Origin of the sequence: Wolbachia endosymbiont (group A) of Longitarsus flavicornis (assembly GCF_963931955.1) — a bacterium.
Lineage (GTDB): Bacteria > Pseudomonadota > Alphaproteobacteria > Rickettsiales > Anaplasmataceae > Wolbachia.
This window is the reverse complement of record NZ_OZ008337.1, coordinates 715,409-736,935: the sequence shown is the minus strand read 5'-3', so window position 1 is coordinate 736,935 and position 21,527 is coordinate 715,409. Positions and strand designations below refer to the sequence as shown.

The 21,527-nt window shown below is 34.9% G+C and carries 19 protein-coding genes, 1 other RNA gene and 3 pseudogenes; 13 read left to right on the top strand and 10 right to left on the bottom strand.

Annotation, left to right across the window (positions count from 1 at the left end; all coding sequences use genetic code 11):
- Positions 1 to 183: 183 nt before the first annotated feature.
- Together aspS and AABM58_RS03660 are read left to right on the top strand one after the other, a co-directional pair.
- Positions 184 to 1,986 (top strand): aspartate--tRNA ligase, encoded by a 1,803-nt coding sequence (gene aspS / locus AABM58_RS03665; protein WP_338406382.1) that lies wholly within the window; start codon positions 184 to 186, stop codon positions 1,984 to 1,986.
- A 35-nt stretch (positions 1,987 to 2,021) separates the two neighbouring features.
- Entirely contained in the window at positions 2,022 to 3,284 is a 1,263-nt protein-coding gene (locus tag AABM58_RS03660) for an MFS transporter (protein ID WP_338406381.1), read from the top strand.
- Positions 3,285 to 3,291: 7 nt separating this feature from the next.
- Here AABM58_RS03660 and AABM58_RS03655 read toward each other — a convergent pair whose 3' ends face one another.
- The 3 genes from AABM58_RS03655 to AABM58_RS03645 form a co-directional block, all read right to left on the bottom strand.
- The gene (locus tag AABM58_RS03655; RefSeq protein WP_338406891.1) at positions 3,292 to 4,212 is read right to left on the bottom strand and encodes an RluA family pseudouridine synthase; all 921 of its coding nucleotides are present in this window, start codon (positions 4,210 to 4,212) and stop codon (positions 3,292 to 3,294) included.
- A gap of 185 nt (positions 4,213 to 4,397) precedes the next feature.
- Positions 4,398 to 5,951 carry a penicillin-binding transpeptidase domain-containing protein gene (locus AABM58_RS03650; protein WP_338406380.1) on the bottom strand — a complete coding sequence of 518 codons (1,554 nt, stop codon included), beginning with the start codon at positions 5,949 to 5,951 and terminating at the stop codon, positions 4,398 to 4,400.
- Complete coding sequence (locus AABM58_RS03645) at positions 5,906 to 6,739, bottom strand: polysaccharide deacetylase family protein (RefSeq protein WP_338406379.1); 834 nt, start codon at positions 6,737 to 6,739, stop codon at positions 5,906 to 5,908. The genes AABM58_RS03650 and AABM58_RS03645 overlap by 46 nt, the downstream gene beginning before the upstream one ends.
- A 125-nt stretch (positions 6,740 to 6,864) precedes the next feature.
- On the opposite strand from AABM58_RS03645, the pseudogene AABM58_RS03640 reads away from it, so the two are divergent.
- The 8 genes and pseudogenes from AABM58_RS03640 to AABM58_RS03600 all read left to right on the top strand — a co-directional run.
- Positions 6,865 to 7,545, top strand: a pseudogene (locus AABM58_RS03640) (magnesium chelatase domain-containing protein); the annotation flags it as partial.
- A 50-nt stretch (positions 7,546 to 7,595) separates the two neighbouring features.
- A pseudogene (locus AABM58_RS03635) lies at positions 7,596 to 8,422 on the top strand (IS5 family transposase).
- On the top strand, positions 8,419 to 9,270 hold the full coding sequence (locus tag AABM58_RS03630; protein ID WP_338406378.1) for a YifB family Mg chelatase-like AAA ATPase: 852 nt from the start codon (positions 8,419 to 8,421) through the stop codon (positions 9,268 to 9,270). The pseudogene AABM58_RS03635 and the gene AABM58_RS03630 overlap by 4 nt, the downstream one beginning before the upstream one ends.
- Before the next feature lie 83 nt (positions 9,271 to 9,353).
- The gene (locus AABM58_RS03625) at positions 9,354 to 9,857 is read left to right on the top strand and encodes a hypothetical protein (protein WP_338406377.1); all 504 of its coding nucleotides are present in this window, start codon (positions 9,354 to 9,356) and stop codon (positions 9,855 to 9,857) included.
- 237 nt (positions 9,858 to 10,094) lie between these two features.
- A complete protein-coding gene (gene ftsZ, locus AABM58_RS03620) occupies positions 10,095 to 11,291 on the top strand; it encodes a cell division protein FtsZ (RefSeq protein ID WP_338406376.1) in 1,197 nt (398 codons plus the stop codon).
- On the top strand, positions 11,291 to 11,689 hold the full coding sequence (locus AABM58_RS03615; RefSeq protein WP_213863010.1) for an EVE domain-containing protein: 399 nt from the start codon (positions 11,291 to 11,293) through the stop codon (positions 11,687 to 11,689). The genes ftsZ and AABM58_RS03615 overlap by 1 nt, the downstream gene beginning before the upstream one ends.
- Before the next feature lie 237 nt (positions 11,690 to 11,926).
- Positions 11,927 to 12,379, top strand: a complete 453-nt coding sequence (gene ybeY, locus AABM58_RS03605) for an rRNA maturation RNase YbeY (RefSeq protein ID WP_213863136.1) — start codon at positions 11,927 to 11,929, stop codon at positions 12,377 to 12,379.
- Between the two features lie 86 nt (positions 12,380 to 12,465).
- Positions 12,466 to 13,254: a succinate dehydrogenase iron-sulfur subunit gene (locus tag AABM58_RS03600; RefSeq protein ID WP_338406374.1), complete on the top strand. Its 789-nt coding sequence runs from the start codon at positions 12,466 to 12,468 to the stop codon at positions 13,252 to 13,254.
- Between the two features lie 3 nt (positions 13,255 to 13,257).
- Here AABM58_RS03600 and AABM58_RS03595 read toward each other — a convergent pair whose 3' ends face one another.
- From AABM58_RS03595 to AABM58_RS03580, 4 genes are read right to left on the bottom strand one after another with little or no spacing between them, the layout of a single operon-like run.
- A complete protein-coding gene (locus AABM58_RS03595; protein WP_338406373.1) occupies positions 13,258 to 14,394 on the bottom strand; it encodes a hypothetical protein in 1,137 nt (378 codons plus the stop codon).
- 42 nt (positions 14,395 to 14,436) lie between these two features.
- Entirely contained in the window at positions 14,437 to 15,216 is a 780-nt protein-coding gene (locus tag AABM58_RS03590) for a GNAT family N-acetyltransferase (RefSeq protein ID WP_338406372.1), read from the bottom strand.
- Positions 15,206 to 15,688, bottom strand: coding sequence for a phosphatidylglycerophosphatase A family protein (locus AABM58_RS03585; protein WP_338406371.1), 483 nt, complete (start codon positions 15,686 to 15,688; stop codon positions 15,206 to 15,208). Before AABM58_RS03585 ends, AABM58_RS03590 begins: the two co-directional genes overlap by 11 nt.
- Before the next feature lie 19 nt (positions 15,689 to 15,707).
- Positions 15,708 to 16,691, bottom strand: coding sequence for an NAD(P)H-dependent glycerol-3-phosphate dehydrogenase (locus AABM58_RS03580; protein WP_338406370.1), 984 nt, complete (start codon positions 16,689 to 16,691; stop codon positions 15,708 to 15,710).
- 325 nt (positions 16,692 to 17,016) lie between these two features.
- On the opposite strand from AABM58_RS03580, the gene AABM58_RS03575 reads away from it, so the two are divergent.
- Complete coding sequence (locus tag AABM58_RS03575) at positions 17,017 to 17,787, top strand: response regulator transcription factor (protein WP_250295452.1); 771 nt, start codon at positions 17,017 to 17,019, stop codon at positions 17,785 to 17,787.
- 52 nt (positions 17,788 to 17,839) lie between these two features.
- Here AABM58_RS03575 and rnpB read toward each other — a convergent pair.
- Both rnpB and AABM58_RS03565 read right to left on the bottom strand, forming a co-directional pair.
- Positions 17,840 to 18,186: RNase P RNA component class A (rnpB, locus tag AABM58_RS03570), an RNA gene on the bottom strand.
- A gap of 158 nt (positions 18,187 to 18,344) precedes the next feature.
- Positions 18,345 to 18,707: a hypothetical protein gene (locus AABM58_RS03565; RefSeq protein ID WP_338406369.1), complete on the bottom strand. Its 363-nt coding sequence runs from the start codon at positions 18,705 to 18,707 to the stop codon at positions 18,345 to 18,347.
- Between AABM58_RS03565 and AABM58_RS03560 the strand changes: the two genes are divergently transcribed.
- Together AABM58_RS03560 and AABM58_RS03555 are read left to right on the top strand one after the other, a co-directional pair.
- On the top strand, positions 18,700 to 19,347 hold the full coding sequence (locus AABM58_RS03560) for a hypothetical protein (protein ID WP_338406368.1): 648 nt from the start codon (positions 18,700 to 18,702) through the stop codon (positions 19,345 to 19,347). The two genes, AABM58_RS03565 and AABM58_RS03560, sit on opposite strands and share 8 nt — an antisense overlap.
- Before the next feature lie 113 nt (positions 19,348 to 19,460).
- A pseudogene (locus AABM58_RS03555) lies at positions 19,461 to 20,287 on the top strand (IS5 family transposase).
- Here the strand turns inward: AABM58_RS03555 and AABM58_RS03550 are convergent.
- Entirely contained in the window at positions 20,244 to 21,332 is a 1,089-nt protein-coding gene (locus AABM58_RS03550) for a hypothetical protein (protein WP_338406367.1), read from the bottom strand. The pseudogene AABM58_RS03555 and the gene AABM58_RS03550 sit on opposite strands and share 44 nt — an antisense overlap.
- Between the last annotated feature and the right edge of the window lie 195 nt (positions 21,333 to 21,527).

The window sequence follows — 21,527 nt, the reverse complement described above, 5'->3', positions numbered from 1 at the left end:
ACTCAGCTTACGCCACATTATATTATACCATAATTATAGAAATTGTGCAATTTTTGTGTGAGTAAAGACAGTATAAAAGTAATACTGCTCTATTTCGTAAACTGGACAAATATCTGACGAATGGGCTTGTATGTGGTAAGGTTTATTTCTATACTTTTTAAAGAATTTAGAAGTGAAACAAATATGAACTGCTACAAGACTCACACGTGCAATGAATTAAGGAAGAATGATGTAGAAAAGGAAGTTACCCTTTCTGGATGGTTATACCGTAAGCGTGATCACGGCAACCTAATCTTTGTTGATCTAAGAGACTTCTATGGAATCACTCAACTAGTATTTAATAATGACAAAGACTTTTTTGATGAGATATCAAATTTAAAATTGGAGAGTGTAATTACTGTTACAGGGGTAGTCAAAGCTAGAACTGAAGATACGGTAAACACCTCTATCGCAACCGGGGAAATTGAGGTTGTAGTTAGCAATTTGCACGTTGAATCGGAAGTCGAGTTCCACCGTGATGAAGAAATAGCGAAAGAAGAAAGAAGTATATTAGCAAGCATTGCTGGCGAACAAGAATATCCGGAAAATATGAGATTTAAATATCGTTTTCTTGATTTAAGGCGTGAAAAAGCCCGTAACAATATTATTCTGCGCTCACAAATTATTGCAGAACTCAGAAGGCTTATGATAGAGCAAGGGTTTTTGGAAATTCAAACTCCAATACTCACTGCTTCATCTCCTGAAGGTGCACGTGATTATTTGGTGCCAAGCAGACTAAATCCCGGTAAATTCTATGCATTGCCACAAGCTCCACAGATTTTTAAACAGTTGCTCATGGTTTCAGGGTTTGATAAATATTTCCAAATTGCACCGTGTTTTCGTGATGAAGACGCAAGGGCTGACCGTTCTCCGGGAGAGTTTTATCAGCTAGATCTTGAAATGTCTTTTGTGACTCAAGAAGACATCTTTCAGATTATTGAGTCTACCTTATATAAAGTGTTCGCTAAATTTTCTCGTAAGTCTGTTGATAAAGATTTTCCACGTATTACATATAAAGAAGCAATGCTTAAATATGGTTCTGATAAGCCAGATCTGCGCAATCCATTATTAATCAGCGATGTTACAGAAATTTTCCGTGATTCAGAGTTCAATATTTTCAAAAGCAATATTGAGCGTGGTATGGTAGTGAGAGCCATCCCTGCTCCTAAAACAGCAGAGGAACCACGCAGCTTCTTTGATAAAAAGATAGAACATGCGCAAAGAGAATTCGGTGCTAAGGGTCTTGGATATATAACGTTTGATAAAGATGGAACTGCGAAAGGACCGATTGCTAAATTCCTCGATGACAATAGGCTAAACCACATAAGAGAAGTAACGAATGTTAAGCCTGGAGATAGTGTGTTTTTTGCTTCTGACAAAGAGAATGAGGCAGCAACAATTGCAGGGAAAGTGCGCACTCTTTTAGGGTCAGAACTCAGTCTTATAGATGACAATATCTTCAAGTTTTGTTGGATCATTGATTTTCCCTATTTTGTATATGACGATAAAAGTAAAAAAATCGATTTCTTTCATAACCCATTCTCCATGCCACATGGCGGCTTGAAAGATTTAGAGGAAAAGAATCCACTGGATATCCTTGCTTACCAATATGATCTTGTTTGCAATGGAATAGAACTGTCAAGCGGGGCAATTCGTAATAATAAGCTGGATATCATGTATAAGGCCTTTGCCATTGCAGGTTATAGCCGGGGAGAAGTTGATACAAAATTCGGCGCACTTGTACGTGCATTCAGATTTGGTGTTCCCCCTCATGGTGGAATAGCACCAGGAGTTGATAGAATGGTTATGCTGCTTGCTGATGAGCCGAACATTCGTGAAGTAATCTGTTTTCCTATGAATCAGCAAGGTGAAGATGTTCTAATGGGTGCTCCTTCTAAGGTGGACAATAAACATTTATGTGAATTATCCTTGAAGGTTATTGAATAAAAATTTTTATAGCGGAGTGTGGTAAACCGGAAGTCATGAACGATATTCAAAAAGCAATACTATCAGGCATAATCTGCAACATGATTGTATGGTATGAAATAACTCTTTTTGGGGTCTTAACACACACAATAAGTAGCATTTTTTTTTCATCAGAAAGTGATTACTTAAGCACAATCAAATTTCTCGGTACCTTTGCAGTTGGCTTTGGATTTAGGCCACTTGGTGCATTTATTTTTGGCTACATTGGAGATAAATTCGGTAGAAGGAAAGTTTTACTTACTTCAGTGATATTAGTTTCAATACCATCTACTGTAATTGGAGTTATACCTGGCTATAAAGAAATAGGAATATTTTCTTCTATACTACTTCTATTGTGTAGAATCATGCAAGGAATGGCAGCGGGTGGAGAAACAAGTATCAACTCAGCCTTTTTAATAGAGCATTCAAGCGATAAAAAAAATCTAGGTTTTTTAGGTAGCATGAAAGCTTTTAGTGGTGCTCTTGGTTCTATTACATGCTTTGTAATGATAGCTGTTTGCAAAAAGTTTACAGGTGAAAATTATGAAATTTGGGGCTGGAGGTTGCCCTTCTATTTCTGCTTCATTATGGGCATAATAGGCTTTTTAACAAGATATATAATGGAAGAGAGCTTAGCATATAAAGTGCACGATCAAAATAAAAGCTTATCTAATTCTCCATTTTTAGAGTTAATCAGGGACTATAAAAAAGCATTTGTGATAGCAATTGGACTTGGTATTGCTCAAAATGCAATCGTTTATTCAGCAATCATGTTTTACAACATATCTGTAAAAGAATTTACCCTGTCAGGCATCGATATTAAAAATGTAGTAAGAATTATAAGCGAAATTATATTTGGAACATCTGCAGTGTTGTTCGCAACGTTATCTGATAAAGTTGGGAGGAAAAACGTGATGGTTCCTGTACTAATAGTATTAGCTTGCGCTAGCTTACCGGCATTTTCGCTACTGTCCTATGATAACCACTATGTTATAACGCCCACTTATTGGCTAATAACCATACCAATAAGTGCATCTTTTGGAATATATAATTCTCTTGCTTGCGAGTTATTTCCAACGAAAGTTAGGTGCACGGGCTTTAGCCTCGCACACAACATATCTGCAGGTATTTTTGGCGGCCTTTCTCCATCCATATGCATGTGGCTTATAGAAAAAACCGAAACAAAACTTGCAGCAGGCATTTATCTTACTGCCTGCGCATTAATTAGCCTAATATCTGTGCTTCAAATCAAAGCCAAAGACAGAAAAGTTGATTGGTGAAATCGTTTCAGTCGAAAAATAGCGCTTCAATAGACTTTTCGATGTGTTTAGTGATAGGAGCGGTAATAGTGATTTCTTTATTATTTGGTAATTTTAAAGATAAAGAATGTGAATGAAGGTGAATTTTACTTGCTACTCCATCAATAAAAGCTTTTTTACCACCGTATTTACCGTCACCAAGAATAGGGCAATTTATATGAGCTAAATGTGCACGTAACTGATGGGTTCTGCCGGTAATTGGTTGTAATTTTAAATAAGCAACATTGTGTTTGAATTTTGCTATAATTGAAAAATGCGTAGTGGCATTCTGAGGTGAATTTTCATCAACAACTACCTTTTCTTGACCAGAAATATATTTTTTCGCCAATGGATAGTCTATTGTTCCACTATCCTTGCTCGGTATGCCAGAAGTCAATGCTAAATAAGTTTTTTTTACTCTTCGTCCTTTAAATTCCTCCATAAGGTATCTTGCAACATTAGCATTGCGTGCGAATATTATCACTCCACTCGTATCTCTATCTAGCCTATGGACAATTTTAAATGTTTCTCCCTCTCTTATTTGGTCAAGCAAATCACTAATACTAATCTTTACTTTTACACCACCTTGAACGATGACCCCTGCGGGTTTGTTTATAGCTAATATATATTCGTCTTCATATAATATGTTCTCTCTTAGCAGATTCACTAACTTTTCATTATATTTGCGATCAGAATTAGCGTTTTCAATATAATTCAAGTGCTTCAGCGTTATAGTTTGCCCAGAGTTTACTTTGTCACTGGACTTTGCTTTGCAATCATCAACTTTGATTAATCCTTTCCTTAAAGATTTTTCAATTACAGATTGCTTTAGATCAGGAAAGATTCTTCTGATGTACCTATCCAGTCTAACGTTATCGTCTTCTACTGATATGGTTTTTATATTCTCCATTACTCTATTTGGATGTATGCTAATATCAACTGTTTGCATGACATAAAATAAAGTATAGCACAAAATATACCTTGAAAATCACTTCTTAGAATGTCTGTAAAAGACAATATTTAATCTGACAGACAAGAATTAACTGACAGAAGAATTAAAACTAATATCAGGCTCTTGTTTAATGCTACTAATATTTATCTTTCAAGCATATACTGAAATATCTCATTAGCTATAGCAACATCTTGGCGTGGGGCTTTGCCGTGTTCTGTAAACACAGAGATTGCGTAGCGCGGGTTATGGTAAGGGCCATAAGCGATAAATAACTTATGACTTTCGCCCTTAGAGTTTATTTCTGGTGTACCAGTTTTACCGGCAATTTGTATACTGCTTAGCCCTTTTCTATAGTTAGAATTCACCACGTCAAACATAGCTTTTTGAACTATGCTAAGATGCTCATGATCCACATCAATTTCAGGAAAATTTTGCATCGTTTTACTCATCTTAATGCGGGGAATTACCTCTTTTCCTGTTGCAATCCTCGCTGCAAGAACTGCAAGCTGTAGTGGTGTTGTAAGCATATACCCTTGTCCTATAACTAAGTTGATAGTGTCACCTAAATACCACTGCGAATATAGCTTTCGTGCGCGCCAATCTCTATCGGGCAACAATCCTGGAGCTTCTTCCTTAAACGTTCCAATCAGTGACCCACTGCCAATACCAAATTTTCTGGCCATTTCCACCAGAGAGTCTACACTTATTTTTTTCCCTATATTATAAAAGTAAGTGTTGCATGATAATGCCATTGCCTCATTTAAAGATACATACCCATGGACTTTGCTTTTCAGACAACGAAATTTCCGCTCACCTATTTTCATATAGCCCTTGCACGAGAATTTCTCTTTTGGTGTTATTATCCCGTCTTTTAAACCCGCAAGCGCAACTATTATTTTAAATATTGAACCAGGTGGAATTTGATACGACAATGCACGATTCACAAGTGGTAATGAAGGAGCATTCAAGCTTTCCCAAGTCTCATTTGATAGTCTGCTTGCAAAAAGATTATTATCGTAAGAAGGTGAATTATATAGTGCTAAAATTTCTCCGTTACTTACATCAATTACCACTGCGGACCCTTGGTGATCTTTAAATACCTTTGCGATTTTCTCTTGCAGATTAATATCAATTGTTAGCTGTACATCTTGTCCGTCTTGTTGTGGTATGCTTGATAATTCTTTTATGACGCGTTTTTTAGAATTTATTTCCTGCTCAGATTTTCCTGGCTTGCCTTTCAATATATGATCATATGTATATTCAATACCACTGATTCCTACTTCGTTTATGCCTTGCTGTCTTTTTGTATATCCGATTACATGAGAACATATTGAACCAAACGGGTAATAACGTTTATAAAGAGCAGTTATTTTTTCTGATGATTTTGCTATTTTAGACTCGACTTCTGATAATGTTTGCAAATCGACCTCCTCACCAGAAGTTTTTTGTCCATCAAACAGAACAACATACGAAATTTTATTTATCGCAAGTTCAATGCTATTCCTATCTAAAATTTTGCCCCGCTGAGGCATAATAGTAGCGACTCTTATTCTATTACTATTAGATAATGCTTCGTACTTTTGTCTGTTTCGTATTTGTAAATTATATAACCTATAGCTAAAAATAGCGGAAATGGTAAGCTGAATACCACCTAATATGAATGCTCTGCGGTTAAAGACTTTGTTTTTTGTCCGCATAAAATTCCTTCAAAATACACTCCTTCTTCTATTGGTATACTTCTGGCTTTTACTGCATTACAAACCTTTTTTCCCCACTCACTTAAGGTAACAAGCTTGTAACCTGATTTTTTTAGTATTTTAATAATATGAGGTAAAGCTTCAATTGTGTTTGATCTGTTATTATGATCATGAAATAGTACAATTGCTCCATTATGTACATTACTTAAAACTCTTTCAACTAAAGTTTCTGGCTTATCACCTTGCCAATCTAGCGAATCAACCGTCCATAATATTGAATACATATTCAATTGACTAGTATTTTTAATCAGATTATCGTCATGACATCCATATGGTGGGCGAAACCATTTTACATCTTGTTTTGTTGCATTTTTAATTGCTGTATTTGTCTTTTCCAATTCTTGCAATTGTTCCTCACTTGAAAGTGATGTCAACTTCCTATGCGACCAAGAGTGATTGCCTAACTCATGACCTGATTCATGAATTTTCTTTACTATTTCAGACGTTTTTTTATTTATACGTTTACCAAGCACAAAAAACGTTACTTTTGCCTCATAGCTTTCCAGAACGTTAATAATATCGTTTACTCTATTGTTAGACGGTCCATCATCAAACGTAAGCGCAACAAATTTATCGTCATTATTCAATAATTTTTTTATATTACTTAAATTCCTATATGATAGATCCAGATTACAACTGAGCCCACAGTATGGTAAATTAAAATTACAATCACTACAGAAAACTGTGCTTGAGTATAGCAAAAGAAAAGCGATTATCCTTATAAACATTTTGTAATCAGTAAAGTGATAGGATATTATGCACTTTTTTGCTAAGTTAAGCCATCTTTAATTGCTGTAGCCTTTACTTCATCACTTCTTTAATATATTATATTAACAATTTTATATAATATATTATGATTGCAAATATAAATACCGTTGCGCTTCAGGGAATTAGCACAGTAAATGTCAATGCACAAATTCATATGGCAAATGGTATTCCAGCTTTTAATATTGTTGGATTACCGGATAAAACTGTTGCAGAATCCAGAGAGCGCATCAGAGCAGCGTTAAATTCAATCAATCTGCTATTACCCCCAAAAAGAATCACAGTTAATCTCTCCCCCGCGGATTTGCTGAAAGAAGGCAGTCATTATGACTTGGCTATTGCTATTGGACTACTTGTTGTAATGAATGTGATACCAGTTGAAAAAGTTCAGTCTTATATCATTATGGGTGAGCTTGCACTAGACAGCAGAGTCATACCAGTCTCAGGAGTACTTCCAACAGCAATCAATGCAAAACAGGTAAATAAAGGAGTAATTTGCCCAAGAGGAAATGGAGTAGAAGCTTTATGGGTAAAAAATGTTTCAATTCTGGCCATAGAGAAATTAACCGATATTATCAGACACTTTAAGGGTGAGCAGTCAATTCAGCCGGTAATTTTTAATCATAGTGATGCACCCAAAGAAAAAAGATTGGTTCCCGATATGAAGGATATTAAAGGCCAAGTGGTTGCAAAAAGAGCAGCTGAAATTGCAGCAGCAGGTGGACACAATATGCTTCTTGTTGGACCTCCCGGTACTGGAAAGTCAATAGACTTCTTTCAAAATTGTTAGAGGGAGTGTAAGATGAAGTATTTGAAAGCATGAAATATAAGGAAATAGAAAAGTTAGAAGGAGAAAAGTTTCGACGTTTAACAGGGGTAAAAAAAGCAACATTTGAGCGAATGGTAGAAATTCTAGAAGTGGAGGATAAAAGAAAAAAAGCTAGAAGTGGAAGAAAAAGTAAACTTTGCATAGAAGACAGGCTACTTATGGCACTGGAATATATAAGAGAATATCGTACATATTTTCATATTGGGCAAAGCTATGGCATGAGTGAAAGTAACAGTTTTAAAATAATAAGATAGGTAGAAGACATATTAATAAAACATCCAGATTTTGCATTACCAGGAAAAAAAGAGCTATTAAAGAGTGATGTAGAATATGAAGTTTTAGTAATAGACGGAACTGAAACGCCAGTAGAGAGACCAAAAAAAAGCAAAAGCCCTTCTACTCTGGAAAGAAAAAAAGGCATACTATAAAAACACAAATAGTAACAGAGAAGAAGAGTAAAAAAGTCATATGCACATCTTTCTCGAATGGTAGAAAACACGATTTTCGGATGTTTAGAGAATCAAAGGTAGCAATATTACCGGACACCAAAATCTTAGCTGATGCCGGCTACAGGGGAATGCAGAAGATACACAAAAATGTTGTATTACCGCACAGGAAAATGAAAAAGAATCCGTTAAGCAAAGAACAAAAAAAAGAGAACAGGGCACTTATGAGCCAAAGGGCAATTGTTGAAAACGTAATTGGCTTATTGAAAAGGTTTAAAATCATCTCGGACAGGTATAGAAACCGACGAAAACGTTTTGGTTTAAGGTTTAATTTGATTGCTGCAATTCACAATTTTGAGCTCCATACATGAATTTTGAAAGAAGTCTGATGCTTGCTAAACGATTTGTAGGGCTATTACCTGATTTGACTGAACAGGAAATGATTGATGTTAATATTATTTCCAGCATAACAAAAACTGGTAACGAAATATTCAAAGTAACTCGTCCCTTTCGTGAACCTCATCACTCATGCTCTATGCCAGCAATGATAGGGGGAGGAAAGAATGCAAAACCTGGAGAAATTACCATGGCTCACAATGGCGTGTTGTTTCTTGATGAGTTACCTGAATTTCCAAGACTCGTGCTTGATTCTCTGCGCCAACCACTTGAAGATAGAAAAGTTACCGTTGCAAGGGCAAATGCTCACATAACCTACCCTGCCAATTTTCAACTGATAGCTGCAATGAACCCTTGCAGGTGCGGTTATTTAGGTGATGCAAGCAGATCGTGCAACAAAGCTCCAAAGTGTGGCACAGATTACAAAAACAAAATATCAGGGCCATTGCTTGATAGAATAGACATATGCATTGAGATGCCAAACGTTAGCATACTCTCTCCTGAAATCTCTGTGGAGGGAGAAAGTACTAAGATCATAAGAGAAAGAGTGATAGCAGCGAGAAAAATTCAAACTGAGCGTTATAGTAAATTGAATGTTCGTTGTAACGCAGAAGTAAGCGGTGAAGCATTTAATAAATTTACTGAACCAGATCAGGCAGGGTTAGAATTGCTAAAATACGTACTGAAAGAAAATTACATTTCCAATCGAGGCTACACACGCGTGTTAAAAGTTGCAAGAACCATTGCAGATCTTGCAAAAAATGAAGAAGTAAAAAGAGCACACATTGTTGAAGCGCTGAATTACAGAATAAGAGTATATTAATAAATTAACTTACTTGACAGGCAACTTTTTCTACTATATATTACCCTGAGTGAAATTTTAATGTTTTGTTTAGGAGTAGAATTATGGCATTAACAAATTATAAGTATAATAAAGGGGATGGCTTTTTTCATGCTATTTCAGAAGGATATCAACAAGCTGATGATTATTGGGGAATTCCAGGTGCTGCTAGTGGTTTTGGTCAATATATAATTAATAACAAATTAAAAATCGCAGGAATTATTCTTGCATTTTCAGCAATAGCGCTTACAACTGCTTATTTTATGAGTCCAGCTTATGCAGCTTTTGTTGACACAACTGGAGCAAAAATTGCAATGTTTGTTGGTCCTGCCATTGCTAAGTTATCTGCACTTGCAGTTGCCCATCCACTCGCTGCTAGCTTGATAATTGCTATTTCAGTGGTAGCTTTAATAGCTGCACCCGTGCTTGCATATAAGAATAGTGATAAAGCAGACAGAATTGAGGAAGCACGTGAGTGGATTGAGAAGGAAAGTCCAAGTGGCAACTTAAGCAAAGCTAAGCTAGCACTCCTGGGAGAGGAACAAACAGCAAACCAGCACAGTTTTTAATAAAAAGGTATAGGTTTCTATCCCTTTTTATAAACATTTTCTATTTTTTTGTATCGGTTAAATGATGTCACCTAAAAACCTAGTTACTATTAATTAACAGCACTTATTAGTATAAATGTTAAGAATAAGTAAATCCCGTTTACTATTTATGTCTATAGAAGTGAAAAGTATTTGCATATTGTTAAAAAAGCAGTAACTTATTATGAAGTGAATTCACTAACTATTTGAGTAATTTAAATGTCAATTGACCTTAGTTTACCAGAGCTGCCTATATTACACCCAAGGATTACCGTTGTGGGAGTGGGTGGTGCTGGTGGAAATGCTGTGAATAACATGATCCAATCCAATTTGCAAGGAGTGAATTTTGTTGTCGCAAACACCGATGCTCAAGCACTAGAAAAGTCGTTATGTGATAAAAAAATTCAGCTTGGCATTAATTTAACTAAGGGGCTTGGTGCTGGTGCTTTGCCTGATGTTGGCAAAGGTGCAGCAGAAGAATCAATCGATGAAATTATGGAGCATATAAAAGATAGTCATATGCTTTTCATCACAGCAGGAATGGGTGGTGGTACTGGAACCGGTGCAGCACCGGTAATTGCAAAAGCAGCCAGAGAAGCAAGAGCCGCAGTTAAGGATAGGGCGCCAAAAGAAAAAAAGATATTGACTGTTGGAGTTGTAACTAAACCGTTCGGCTTTGAAGGTGTGCGCCGTATGCGTATTGCAGAGCTTGGACTTGAAGAACTGCAAAAATACGTGGATACACTTATTGTCATTCCAAATCAGAATTTATTTAGAATTGCAAATGAAAAAACTACATTTTCTGATGCATTTAAACTTGCTGATAATGTTCTGCACATTGGCATCAGAGGAGTAACTGACTTGATGGTCATGCCAGGGCTTATTAATCTTGACTTCGCTGATATAGAAACAGTAATGAGCGAGATGGGCAAAGCGATGATCGGCACTGGAGAGGCAGAAGGAGAAGATAGAGCAATTAGTGCTGCAGAGGCTGCAATATCTAATCCATTGCTTGATAATGTATCAATGAAAGGTGCACAAGGAATATTAATTAACATTACTGGTGGTGGAGATATGACTCTGTTTGAAGTTGATGCTGCAGCCAATAGAGTGCGTGAAGAAGTAGATGAAAATGCAAATATAATATTTGGTGCTACTTTTGATCAAGCGATGGAGGGAAGAGTTAGAGTTTCTGTTCTTGCAACTGGTATTGATAGTCGCGATAACAAATCAGAAACTTCACCTATAAGTCAGAGTGAAGACTCAGAGAAAGAGAAATTTAAGTGGCCCTATAGCCAAAGTGAAAATATGCAAGACAAAACACTGGAAACAAAACCAGCTGAACAGGTAAGCGAAGGAGCTAAGTGGGGCAGCAATATCTATGATATACCAGCTTACTTAAGAAGAAAAAAATAATGCAACTTTGGCTACTCAAGTCAGAGCCAAGTGAATACTCATGGCAAAAAATGGAAAAGGAGCAGGTAGTTGAGTGGGATGGTGTGCGCAATTATCAAGCTCAAAATTACATGAAAATTATGAAAGTAAGCGATCTTGCGTTTTTCTATCATACAGATAAAGAGAAAGCAATACTTGGAATAGTTGAAGTATTTAAAGAGTATTATCATGTTGATGACCCCAAGTTTGGATTAGTGAATGTAAAGTTTTTGAAACCTTTAAACAACCAAGTAACGTTAAATAATATAAAACAAAACCCACTTTTGAAAAATATGGCTATATTAAAACAACCACGTTTATCAGTTTCTCCAGTTTCGGAAATTGAATGGAATGAAATAATAAGCATGAGTGATGTGTAATACCCTGTCATCCCAGTGCTTGACACTGGAGTCCATAGTTCTCCTTTTCTGGTCACACGCACAACTGTACAAATGTTGCGATTTGAAAGTAGTCTCTGCTAGGAAGGATGTCATCCCAGTGCCCAGACACTGGGATCCAGGAAACTTGATTTTAAATGAGTGCACCAGATGGTTGTATAATAAAAACTGGATTCCAGTGCCAGCTACTTGCATGACACCCTTACTGGTGCGTTACTCATGTTAGAAGTAAATGTTCTTGATGAGAGATGGCGCAGCATTACAGATGATCCAGAAGGCTTTGTATTAAATATTATAAATGCTTCTCTAAAAGAATTAAAAATAGATCACTATAAACCAAATATATCAATAGCTCTGGCTGATGATGATTTGCTGCACCAACTTAATTTAAAATTTAGAAAAATGGATAAACCAACTAACGTGCTATCATTTCCGTGTGAACAATTATCTAATGAGTGTGATTTAGGAGATATAGCAATTTCAATAGACACAATAAAAAGAGAATCGCATGAGTATTGTATACCCATTCTTGCTCACATTGCACACATGTTAGTGCATGGATTACTGCATTTACTTGGTTATGATCACCAAAAAAAAGAGGAAGAAATTATAATGAAAAATCTAGAAAGAGAGATTTTAGCTTCACTTGGCTACAATATGTGCGCGATTTAAAAGGAATTTAATAAAAATATAGTAGATGATAATAAAATATGTTATCTACAAAGGGTTTTAGCTATAAACAATAAAAGGTAAGTGATATGGTTCAGTTTTCTTTGCCAAAGAATTCTAAGATTAATCAAAAGGGCAAAATTTATCCTATTCCTGCTAGAGCAAAAAACATCAGAAGATTTCAAATTTACCGTTGGTCTGCTGATGACGAGAAAAACCCTAGAATAGACACATTTTTTATTGATATGGATAATTGTGGCCCTATGGTACTTGATGCATTAATAAAAATAAAGGATGAAATAGATTCGACTTTAACTTTCAGACGTTCTTGTAGAGAAGGCATATGTGGATCTTGTGCCATGAATATTGACGGAACCAATACTCTTGCATGTACTAGATCTATACATGATATGAAAGGTGACGTAAAAATATATCCATTACCTCACATGTATGTAATAAAGGACCTAGTCTCGGATTTGAGCCAATTTTATGAGCAATACAAATCAATTAAACCTTGGTTACAAGCAGATAAGCCTGCCCTACCAAATAAAGAATACTCTCAATCTTCTGAAGATAGAAAAAAATTAGATGGCTTGTCCGACTGTATATTATGTGCTTGCTGTTCGACTGGTTGCCCAAGCTACTGGTGGAATAGTGATAAATTTTTAGGACCAGCAATACTATTACAAGCTTACAGATGGATTGCTGACAGCCGTGATAATAAGACAGGTGAAAGACTTGATGTTTTAAACGACCCATTTAAGTTGTATCGTTGTCATACAATAATGAATTGCACAAAAACTTGTCCTAAAGGACTTAATCCAGCAAGAGCAATAGCGAAAGTAAAACAGCTCATGGTAGAGAGAGAAGGAGTTTAAGTATTATCTTTTGCATTCTTCGTAAGAGAACAGCAAACCTTCCGAAGCGTAGGGTATTGTTAATACCCTGAACGCTTTTCCATTCGTGAAATGCATCGTATCATCATACGATTCAAATAATTTTTTGAACAACTCATGTCTTTGATTACTAATAGTTTGAAAATCCTCTTTTTCTAAAAGCTTTTTAGATTCGCAGAGGTAAAGCATAACTTCATGATAAGTTGGGTAAGATGCCAAAAATTTTGGGTCAAATTGAAAGGTTTTTATGAAAGCATTATTATAAAATTTTAGCTTTTGATTCTTACTATATATTGCTATAGCAACCGGTAACCTCTCAAGCAAATTTTTCTGTGTAGCTAAATAACTGTTTAATTCAGTATATAATTTCTCTGCATCACTAACATCTTTCCCATACATTACTATGCTACCATAATCTTGTATTGGAATTTTAACAAAATCGAAAACCTTAGGTTCGTTCTTATAAGTTATGAAATGTCTTCCTGGTGTTGTGTTATGAGCGCTACTGGTAATAGCAAATTTCTTAGAGCCATTTATATATTTATCATAAAATAAGTTATAAAATTCCACCTTTCTACTCTTGTTATATCTTAGTATTGGAAATGGTAAAGAGTTGAAAACGTTTTTATAGCTCTCTACTTCTTGTATAAGCTTATTATTTTCTAACTCAAGTCCGTTAGCTTTTATCTTACAGTCTGAAATATTCCTTATCCATAACAACACACCAATCACATTGTTAGAATCATCTATTATGCTTCTGCCGTAACATATGCAATAAACCTCACTGTCTTTTGACTTTAAATCTAGAGTAAAAGATTTATTTATTTCCTTTGCCTCAACAAAGTTTTTAATTAAGCCTTCTGATTGCTCAAAAAAATTCACAAACTCATTAAATGAGTAAAAAACAGTATTAAGCAAAATTAGTAAGTTGGGAGAGAACTTTTCTATACGTTTTTTTGCATCCCAAATATAAAACCCATCATTCACAGTATCAATTAAATTATTTATGATAACATTTTGATGTTGTAAGTTCTTAATCTTATTACTAATTTTTAATTTAGAATAAGAGAGAAAGAATAATATTAGAATCAATATTAAAACTACTTCATACAAAAAAAACATAGCACTTCTAAAACAAATGTAAAAATTTGTAACCGCTCAGAATTATGCTGAAGAGTTATATAAGTAAAGATTGCCTAACATCTGAAAGCCCAATCTCTTATAAAGGTTTACAGAAGGCTTCATACAATGTGCTACTATATATTTGCATTCAAGCTGTTTAGCTATCTTTATTCTTTCTAAAACCATTTGGGTACCTATTCCACGATTCCTGTAAATTGGTAAAACTCCATCACTATAAAAACCAGCTACGCTGTCTTGAACATAAAGACCGCATGTCCCAATAATTTCATTATTTAGTGTTACAAGAAAAAATCTTAATCTTGAGTTCTTATCATCATAATTTGATAATCCGCGAAAAAATGTGCTGACAATTCCAACGCCATGATAAAAAATTTTAGAAGTGTGTAAATCTAACTGTTCTAAAAGATCGCTACCATTTACAGCATTTAACCTCAAGTTTGGAATAACATCAACAGGTAAAAAGTAATTTTTCATATTAAGTAAAGCTTTTTTTGGTGTGCTAACGTGTTTTACTTCACACTTTTCTAAAATATCTCTTATTTTCATATGTGAATTTATTACCCATGTTGCTTCTATATCTCTTGTTCTGAGATAATCTAGAGTTTTTTGTATAGAAAGCTCGGTATATTGATCTCCACAGAACACAAAATTAAATAATGACTCCTTGGTACCATTTATTGTAAATGTAACGTTATCAAATTCATCGTGGACTTCCCACTCAGATAAATTTGCTGCGTACAGTATATAATCCTTTAGATTTTGAACAATTAAGCTTGAATAATAAATTTTTTTATCCTGCATACATCAACAATAAACAATAAAAGGCTCCTATAAGAACACAGGCTAAAATTGCAGCTATAATGTCATCTAGCATAACACCTAAAGGATCTTTGGTATTTTTATCGATCAAATTTATAGGCCACGTTTTTATTATATCAAAAAACCTAAAAGAAAAAAAGCACAACAACAATAAAGAGCAATTCATCTCTTGGCTTAACAATATCGAAACCAAAAGTATTGTCAGCAATTGACCAACTACTTCGTCAATTACTACCTCTTTTGGATCAAATGAAGTCTTGTAATGTTTTATATAATTGCTTATAGACCATAATCCAATCAAGAATAAAAAAAAAATAATTGCTGCACCTAAAATTTTGTTGCTCAGGATTACAGGAACAAGCGGAAAAGAAGCCAAACTACCCACAGTACCTGGCATTTTTTTTACTGTGCCAGCCAGCCACCATGTTGATATCAATTTATATAAAAATTTCACAATACACCAAAGTACAAAACTAATTTACAAGAACAGAAATAGTATCCTCTATAGAGGCACTTTCATACAATAATCTATAGACTGCTTCACATATAGGCATTTTTATCTTTAGCTTTCCTGCTAAATTAAATATGGACTCAGCAGTGCTAAAACCTTCAATCACTGACTTGCCTTCTGACAAAATCTGCTGAACATTAAAGCCATTGTCACTATTACCTATTTTAAACCCAAAAGATAGGTTTCTTGAATTCAAGGATGTGCATGTCATAATTAGGTCACCCAGACATGCCGGCCCAAGTAGTGTATTTATATCCACATTACCGTTACCAACTTTTGCTGAGTATAAAGCCTTAATTTCGCTCACACTTTTCGTAATCAATGCTGCATGAGCATTAAACCCAAGTTTACTACCTAGAACAATCCCACATGCTATAGCAAAAACGTTCTTTAACGCTGCACAAATCTGTATCCCTATAACATCGCTACTAAGGTGTAATTTAACATTTTCTTGCTGTAGTTCTGATATTAGCTTTGAACCCAATATGTTATTTTGGCATGCAAGAACCATTGAATAGGGTAATTTTCTTGCAACTTCTACAGCAAAGCTAGGACCTGAAAAAACAGCAATAGGATTGTTAGGTAAAACTTCATTTACTATTTCACTAGGTAATTTTAATGTAGATTTTTCTATTCCCTTACAAGCTAAAATTATTGCTACATCTTTTTTCAGATTACAATTATGCAATTGCTGACATACCTCCCTCAGAGACTGAGTGGGAACAGCAAGGATTGTTACTGAAGCATGAATTGTGTCTTCAATAGCCAATTTTACTGACACATTATCAGAAATTCGACAACCGGGTAGCTTGTCACTTTCTCTTTTCCCGTTGATTGATTTAAATGTAGTTTTATTGCGAGTCCACAAAATCACATCTTTCTTACTACCTAATGAAATTGCGATTGCTGTACCCCATGCACCAGCACCTAAAATTGATATTGCCACACAATATTCCTGAAAGTATTACTTATACTTTAAAATAGTAGAATAAGTAAGTTAAAAATATAACATAGACGCATAAAATAGTTAAATATTTATTAACCTAAGTATTCTTTTAATAATAATAACTTTAATTCAATATTTACTAAAAATATTATTACTATCATGGTATGTCTATTATATTTTAGATCTATTTATATAACTTTGGAACAATATATTTACTACTAATTAATAAGTGTAATTTTGATCGTTTGTTAATAAAAGTTTGATTTGTTACTTTCCTTAGTTATATATATTACTAAAATTATAAATTATTTATGGGGTGTAAAATATGCGTATATTATTAATTGAAGACGATCAAGTAAGTGCAAAGACTGTGGTTAATGCCTTAACCTCTGATGGGCACTTTTGTGACGTTGTTACTTCTGCACAAGATTATAACAATAATATGGTTTCCTCAAACGGAGATTACTATGACCTAGTTATTTTAGATATACACTTGCCTGGTGATATTGACGGATATGATATATTGTTAAGATTAAGAAGTGCAAAAATCAAAGTTCCTGTCCTAATACTTTCATGTATATCTGCTGTTAATCACAAAGCTAAAGGACTCGGGTATGGTGCCGATGATTACTTAACCAAACCATTTCATAAAAGTGAGTTATTAGCTCGAATTAAGGCCATAGTGCGTCGTACTAAAGGCCATCCTGAATCGGTGATAAAGATTGGCAATATAAATATCAATTTTGATCACAGGGTTGTTGAGGTGAAAGGTAAAACGGTTCACCTTACTAATAAAGAGTATTCTATGATAGAATTGCTAGCACTGCGTAAAGGAACAGTATTAACAAAAGAAATGTTCTTAAATCATCTTTACAATGGCTTGGATGAACCTTCAGATAACAAGATAGTTGATGTTTTTATGTGCAAACTACGTAAGAAACTTGAAAGTGCAAATGATGGAAAAAGCCACATAGAAACCGTTTGGGGCAGAGGATATGTTCTGAAAGAGTATGTTGATGATGAAGAATATTCTAATGTTAATGTAGGCGAAAGTAGTGATGGCTATCAAGCAGAACAAGTGAAGGACAACGCATAAAATGCCTACACATTTAAATATAGCATGGCTTATATTGCACATATCATGTGAACGCCTAGGTGAAATATAAGCCGAGTTCTGTTTATGTAGCTATTTATCTGGAGTAAATGTTACCATTTACTGCGTGCGATTTACCCAAGTAGATATGAGGAAAACATAAAGTCTACTTCTATTTAATCTTGCTCCTAGTGTTGGTTACTCGACTACCAATGTTGCCATTGCCATGGTGTGCTCTTACCACACCTTTTCACCCTTACCTAAAATATTTTAGGCGGTAATTTTCTGTAGTCCTATAACTGGAGTTACCTCCGGCGGGCGTTACCCGTCACTATTTTTCCTTGGAGCCCGGACTTTCCTCTGCTATGTTTATCACACAACAGCAGCTACTTATTTCACCCAGAAATTATATTTTAACATGAAAATCACAAAAGCAAAAGACAATTTCCTAACAGTCTACATATTAAAAACATTTAGACAAATAGCTAAAGGTGATATTCTGGCACATCATCGCTATCCCAAGATAAGCTTTTTTCACTTTTAGACTCCATTTCAGTTAGTCAAGAGCCTGGTCCACTGCTCGAAGACGATGAGCTACTTCTTGATCGACTACTACTTTCTACTGATATACTATTTAGCACTGTTTCAGATTGATATATAGTTCGCATTCTGTCATCAGTGGTAAAAATTTCTTCATCGCTACTTGAAGATGATCGCCTTCTATAACCCAAATCAGTTAGTTCTAACACAGGAGCAGCATTACGACCCTTAACATATCTATATGCTATGAATCCTATAATTCCAACAATACCTATTGCTCCAACCAAAGATCCCCCTATCATTCCTGCCCTATTAGACCCTATAGCAAGTTGAGTAGGCTGTGGTGAAGAAGTAGTTTGAGAAAATAAAGTTGTAGTGAACATAGGAGTTGTCAACTCCCTTGTTCTAGTACTCGGCATAGTAGACACTGTTTGTGTAGTTCTCTCTGAGTTTGTTGTTGGCGCATTAGTTGGCATTGTAGTAATCACAGTCGCTTGTGAGGTGGCAATAGTTTCAGCTACTGTTGTTGGCTCTGATGACGTAGATGCCGTGCTTATTTTAGTTGTTAACTCTGTTAAAGGCTTACTCATCGTAGTACTGCTTGCTGTAGAAGTCGACGCAACAGTCGCTGATGTGGGTTTTACAGTACTTGTCTCAGTCCCTGAAGTTACTATCGGCACACTAGTTGACGTTGTAGCAACCGTGGTCGCTTGTGAAGTAGTAGTTGTTTTTGCTACTGTCGTTGACTCCGTTGAAGGTTTACTTATTGTAGAAGTAGGTGCAACGGCTTCCGTTGTCAATTTAGTAGTCTTCACAGCGTCGGTTTCTGCTGTGCTAGTAATTGCAGCAGTCGGCGTTTTCTTAGAAGTCACAACCGTTTCTGCAACAGTTATAGGAGCCACGGTACTACTAGAAATAATATCAGGTGTTAATCGACCGTTAATGATATCAACAAAATCACTGAGAGTCTTGATACTACTTGCCGGTATTATTGTTACCTTAGAAGGTTTTTCAAATCTTTGATGATTGAAAATTGCAATGTTTTCTTCACTTATTGCAGTTACAATAAAACTGTCTTGACCATTAGACTTCTTTCAAAATTGTTAGAGGGAGTGTAAGATGAAGTATTTGAAAGCATGAAATATAAGGAAATAGAAAAGTTAGAAGGAGAAAAGTTTCGACGTTTAACAGGGGTAAAAAAAGCAACATTTGAGCGAATGGTAGAAATTCTAGAAGTGGAGGATAAAAGAAAAAAAGCTAGAAGTGGAAGAAAAAGTAAACTTTGCATAGAAGACAGGCTACTTATGGCACTGGAATATATAAGAGAATATCGTACATATTTTCATATTGGGCAAAGCTATGGCATGAGTGAAAGTAACAGTTTTAAAATAATAAGATAGGTAGAAGACATATTAATAAAACATCCAGATTTTGCATTACCAGGAAAAAAAGAGCTATTAAAGAGTGATGTAGAATATGAAGTTTTAGTAATAGACGGAACTGAAACGCCAGTAGAGAGACCAAAAAAAAGCAAAAGCCCTTCTACTCTGGAAAGAAAAAAAGGCATACTATAAAAACACAAATAGTAACAGAGAAGAAGAGTAAAAAAGTCATATGCACATCTTTCTCGAATGGTAGAAAACACGATTTTCGGATGTTTAGAGAATCAAAGGTAGCAATATTACCGGACACCAAAATCTTAGCTGATGCCGGCTACAGGGGAATGCAGAAGATACACAAAAATGTTGTATTACCGCACAGGAAAATGAAAAAGAATCCGTTAAGCAAAGAACAAAAAAAAGAGAACAGGGCACTTATGAGCCAAAGGGCAATTGTTGAAAACGTAATTGGCTTATTGAAAAGGTTTAAAATCATCTCGGACAGGTATAGAAACCGACGAAAACGTTTTGGTTTAAGGTTTAATTTGATTGCTGCAATTCACAATTTTGAGCTCCATACATGAATTTTGAAAGAAGTCTATTGTCTTTAACGTACAATTGCTCTATAGAATCTGCAAATTCACAAACAGTAAAGTTCGATTTTGATCCATTCTTAACAAGACTTGTTAAATGTAACGTTTGTTTATCAGACAACCTGTCTTCTGCAAGAAAGGCAACTAGATCATCGCCTTGTGTTTGCTTTACATACTGCAAAAAGCTTATTTCATATTCACTAGAAAAAGATGGCACTTTATTTATCTGACAATTTTTCTTACCAAGCAAACATTCATCTTCCTTTCCACTTTTTAGATCATCAACCACTTTAGCCATATCGAACTTAAAAATATTTGTTCTTACTTCTTGATTTCCAACAATGTCTTTTCTCACTTGCGAATAAAGTATTGTATTTCCATCTAATGCCAATTGTCCTGGGCTATTAAACTTCAATAATTTTCTTTCTATGATGCCTTTTTTTCCACGTAAAGCCTTAAATTTCCCACTTCCATTTGACTCTAAGTACCAAGAAACTAAAGTTTGATCCTTTAAGTTATGAGCGATTACAATTACATCGCCATTGTCAACCTTTGCTGCTCTTGGTTGAAAGTAACTATTGCCTGCATTTGCAGCATTGTCGTTATTAATATTCTTTTGTAATTTTGTTTTACCTAAATGTTCAACTGAAGGAGTATTAACTGATTGTTTAATTCCGTAAGTGTTAAAAGACAAACCTTTAACGTATTTTTCTCCTTCTTTGCCAATTTCTTCTTCGGGAAAGATGATTCCAACTTTATCTATTTCAGCTAAATCTTCTATTAATGTGAGAGATAATTGATCTTTAAATTCATTTGCTACGCTGATATTTGTACCCCATTCGTATGTTTTTGATTGATATAATGGACTAATAAGTAATTTTACTTTACTGCTCCCATTACCATTATCTTGATAGCTGAGTCCATAAGCGACTCCATCTCCTTCAATCAACCCTACGTTTGCTGGGTTAAAACCTATCGCTTCTTTAACTTCCGGTGTATTTGAGTTGATCCCGAGCAATCTTCCTAATATAGACATAATTTTATTTAAAATATTAATAAAATGCTATTATGATTACTCCTGTGTGTTAATGTCAATGAAAATTTTAACTAAAATTAAAAAATTAATATAATGTTTTATACTAAAAGGTAAATATAAGCTTGAAGAGGGCTAAGAAGCTTTATGCTATTTCTCAAAAAACCAACAATTGCAATCATTGGTTCTACAGGTATA

Excerpts from the sequence above, each read along its gene's own strand:
- aspS (WP_338406382.1), top strand. The coding sequence starts at position 184 with ATGAACTGCTACAAGACTCACACGTGCAATGAATTAAGGAAGAATGAT.
- AABM58_RS03550 (WP_338406367.1), bottom strand. The coding sequence starts at position 21,332 with ATGTCTATATTAGGAAGATTGCTCGGGATCAACTCAAATACACCGGAA.
- AABM58_RS03645 (WP_338406379.1), bottom strand. The coding sequence starts at position 6,739 with ATGTTTATAAGGATAATCGCTTTTCTTTTGCTATACTCAAGCACAGTT.
- AABM58_RS03630 (WP_338406378.1), top strand. The coding sequence starts at position 8,419 with ATGAATTTTGAAAGAAGTCTGATGCTTGCTAAACGATTTGTAGGGCTA.
- AABM58_RS03590 (WP_338406372.1), bottom strand. The coding sequence starts at position 15,216 with ATGCAGGATAAAAAAATTTATTATTCAAGCTTAATTGTTCAAAATCTA.
- ftsZ (WP_338406376.1), top strand. The coding sequence starts at position 10,095 with ATGTCAATTGACCTTAGTTTACCAGAGCTGCCTATATTACACCCAAGG.
- ybeY (WP_213863136.1), top strand. The coding sequence starts at position 11,927 with ATGTTAGAAGTAAATGTTCTTGATGAGAGATGGCGCAGCATTACAGAT.
- AABM58_RS03565 (WP_338406369.1), bottom strand. The coding sequence starts at position 18,707 with ATGTTCACTACAACTTTATTTTCTCAAACTACTTCTTCACCACAGCCT.
- AABM58_RS03625 (WP_338406377.1), top strand. The coding sequence starts at position 9,354 with ATGGCATTAACAAATTATAAGTATAATAAAGGGGATGGCTTTTTTCAT.
- AABM58_RS03615 (WP_213863010.1), top strand. The coding sequence starts at position 11,291 with ATGCAACTTTGGCTACTCAAGTCAGAGCCAAGTGAATACTCATGGCAA.
- AABM58_RS03575 (WP_250295452.1), top strand. The coding sequence starts at position 17,017 with ATGCGTATATTATTAATTGAAGACGATCAAGTAAGTGCAAAGACTGTG.
- AABM58_RS03660 (WP_338406381.1), top strand. The coding sequence starts at position 2,022 with ATGAACGATATTCAAAAAGCAATACTATCAGGCATAATCTGCAACATG.
- AABM58_RS03595 (WP_338406373.1), bottom strand. The coding sequence starts at position 14,394 with ATGTTTTTTTTGTATGAAGTAGTTTTAATATTGATTCTAATATTATTC.
- AABM58_RS03650 (WP_338406380.1), bottom strand. The coding sequence starts at position 5,951 with ATGCGGACAAAAAACAAAGTCTTTAACCGCAGAGCATTCATATTAGGT.
- AABM58_RS03655 (WP_338406891.1), bottom strand. The coding sequence starts at position 4,212 with ATGGAGAATATAAAAACCATATCAGTAGAAGACGATAACGTTAGACTG.
- AABM58_RS03600 (WP_338406374.1), top strand. The coding sequence starts at position 12,466 with ATGGTTCAGTTTTCTTTGCCAAAGAATTCTAAGATTAATCAAAAGGGC.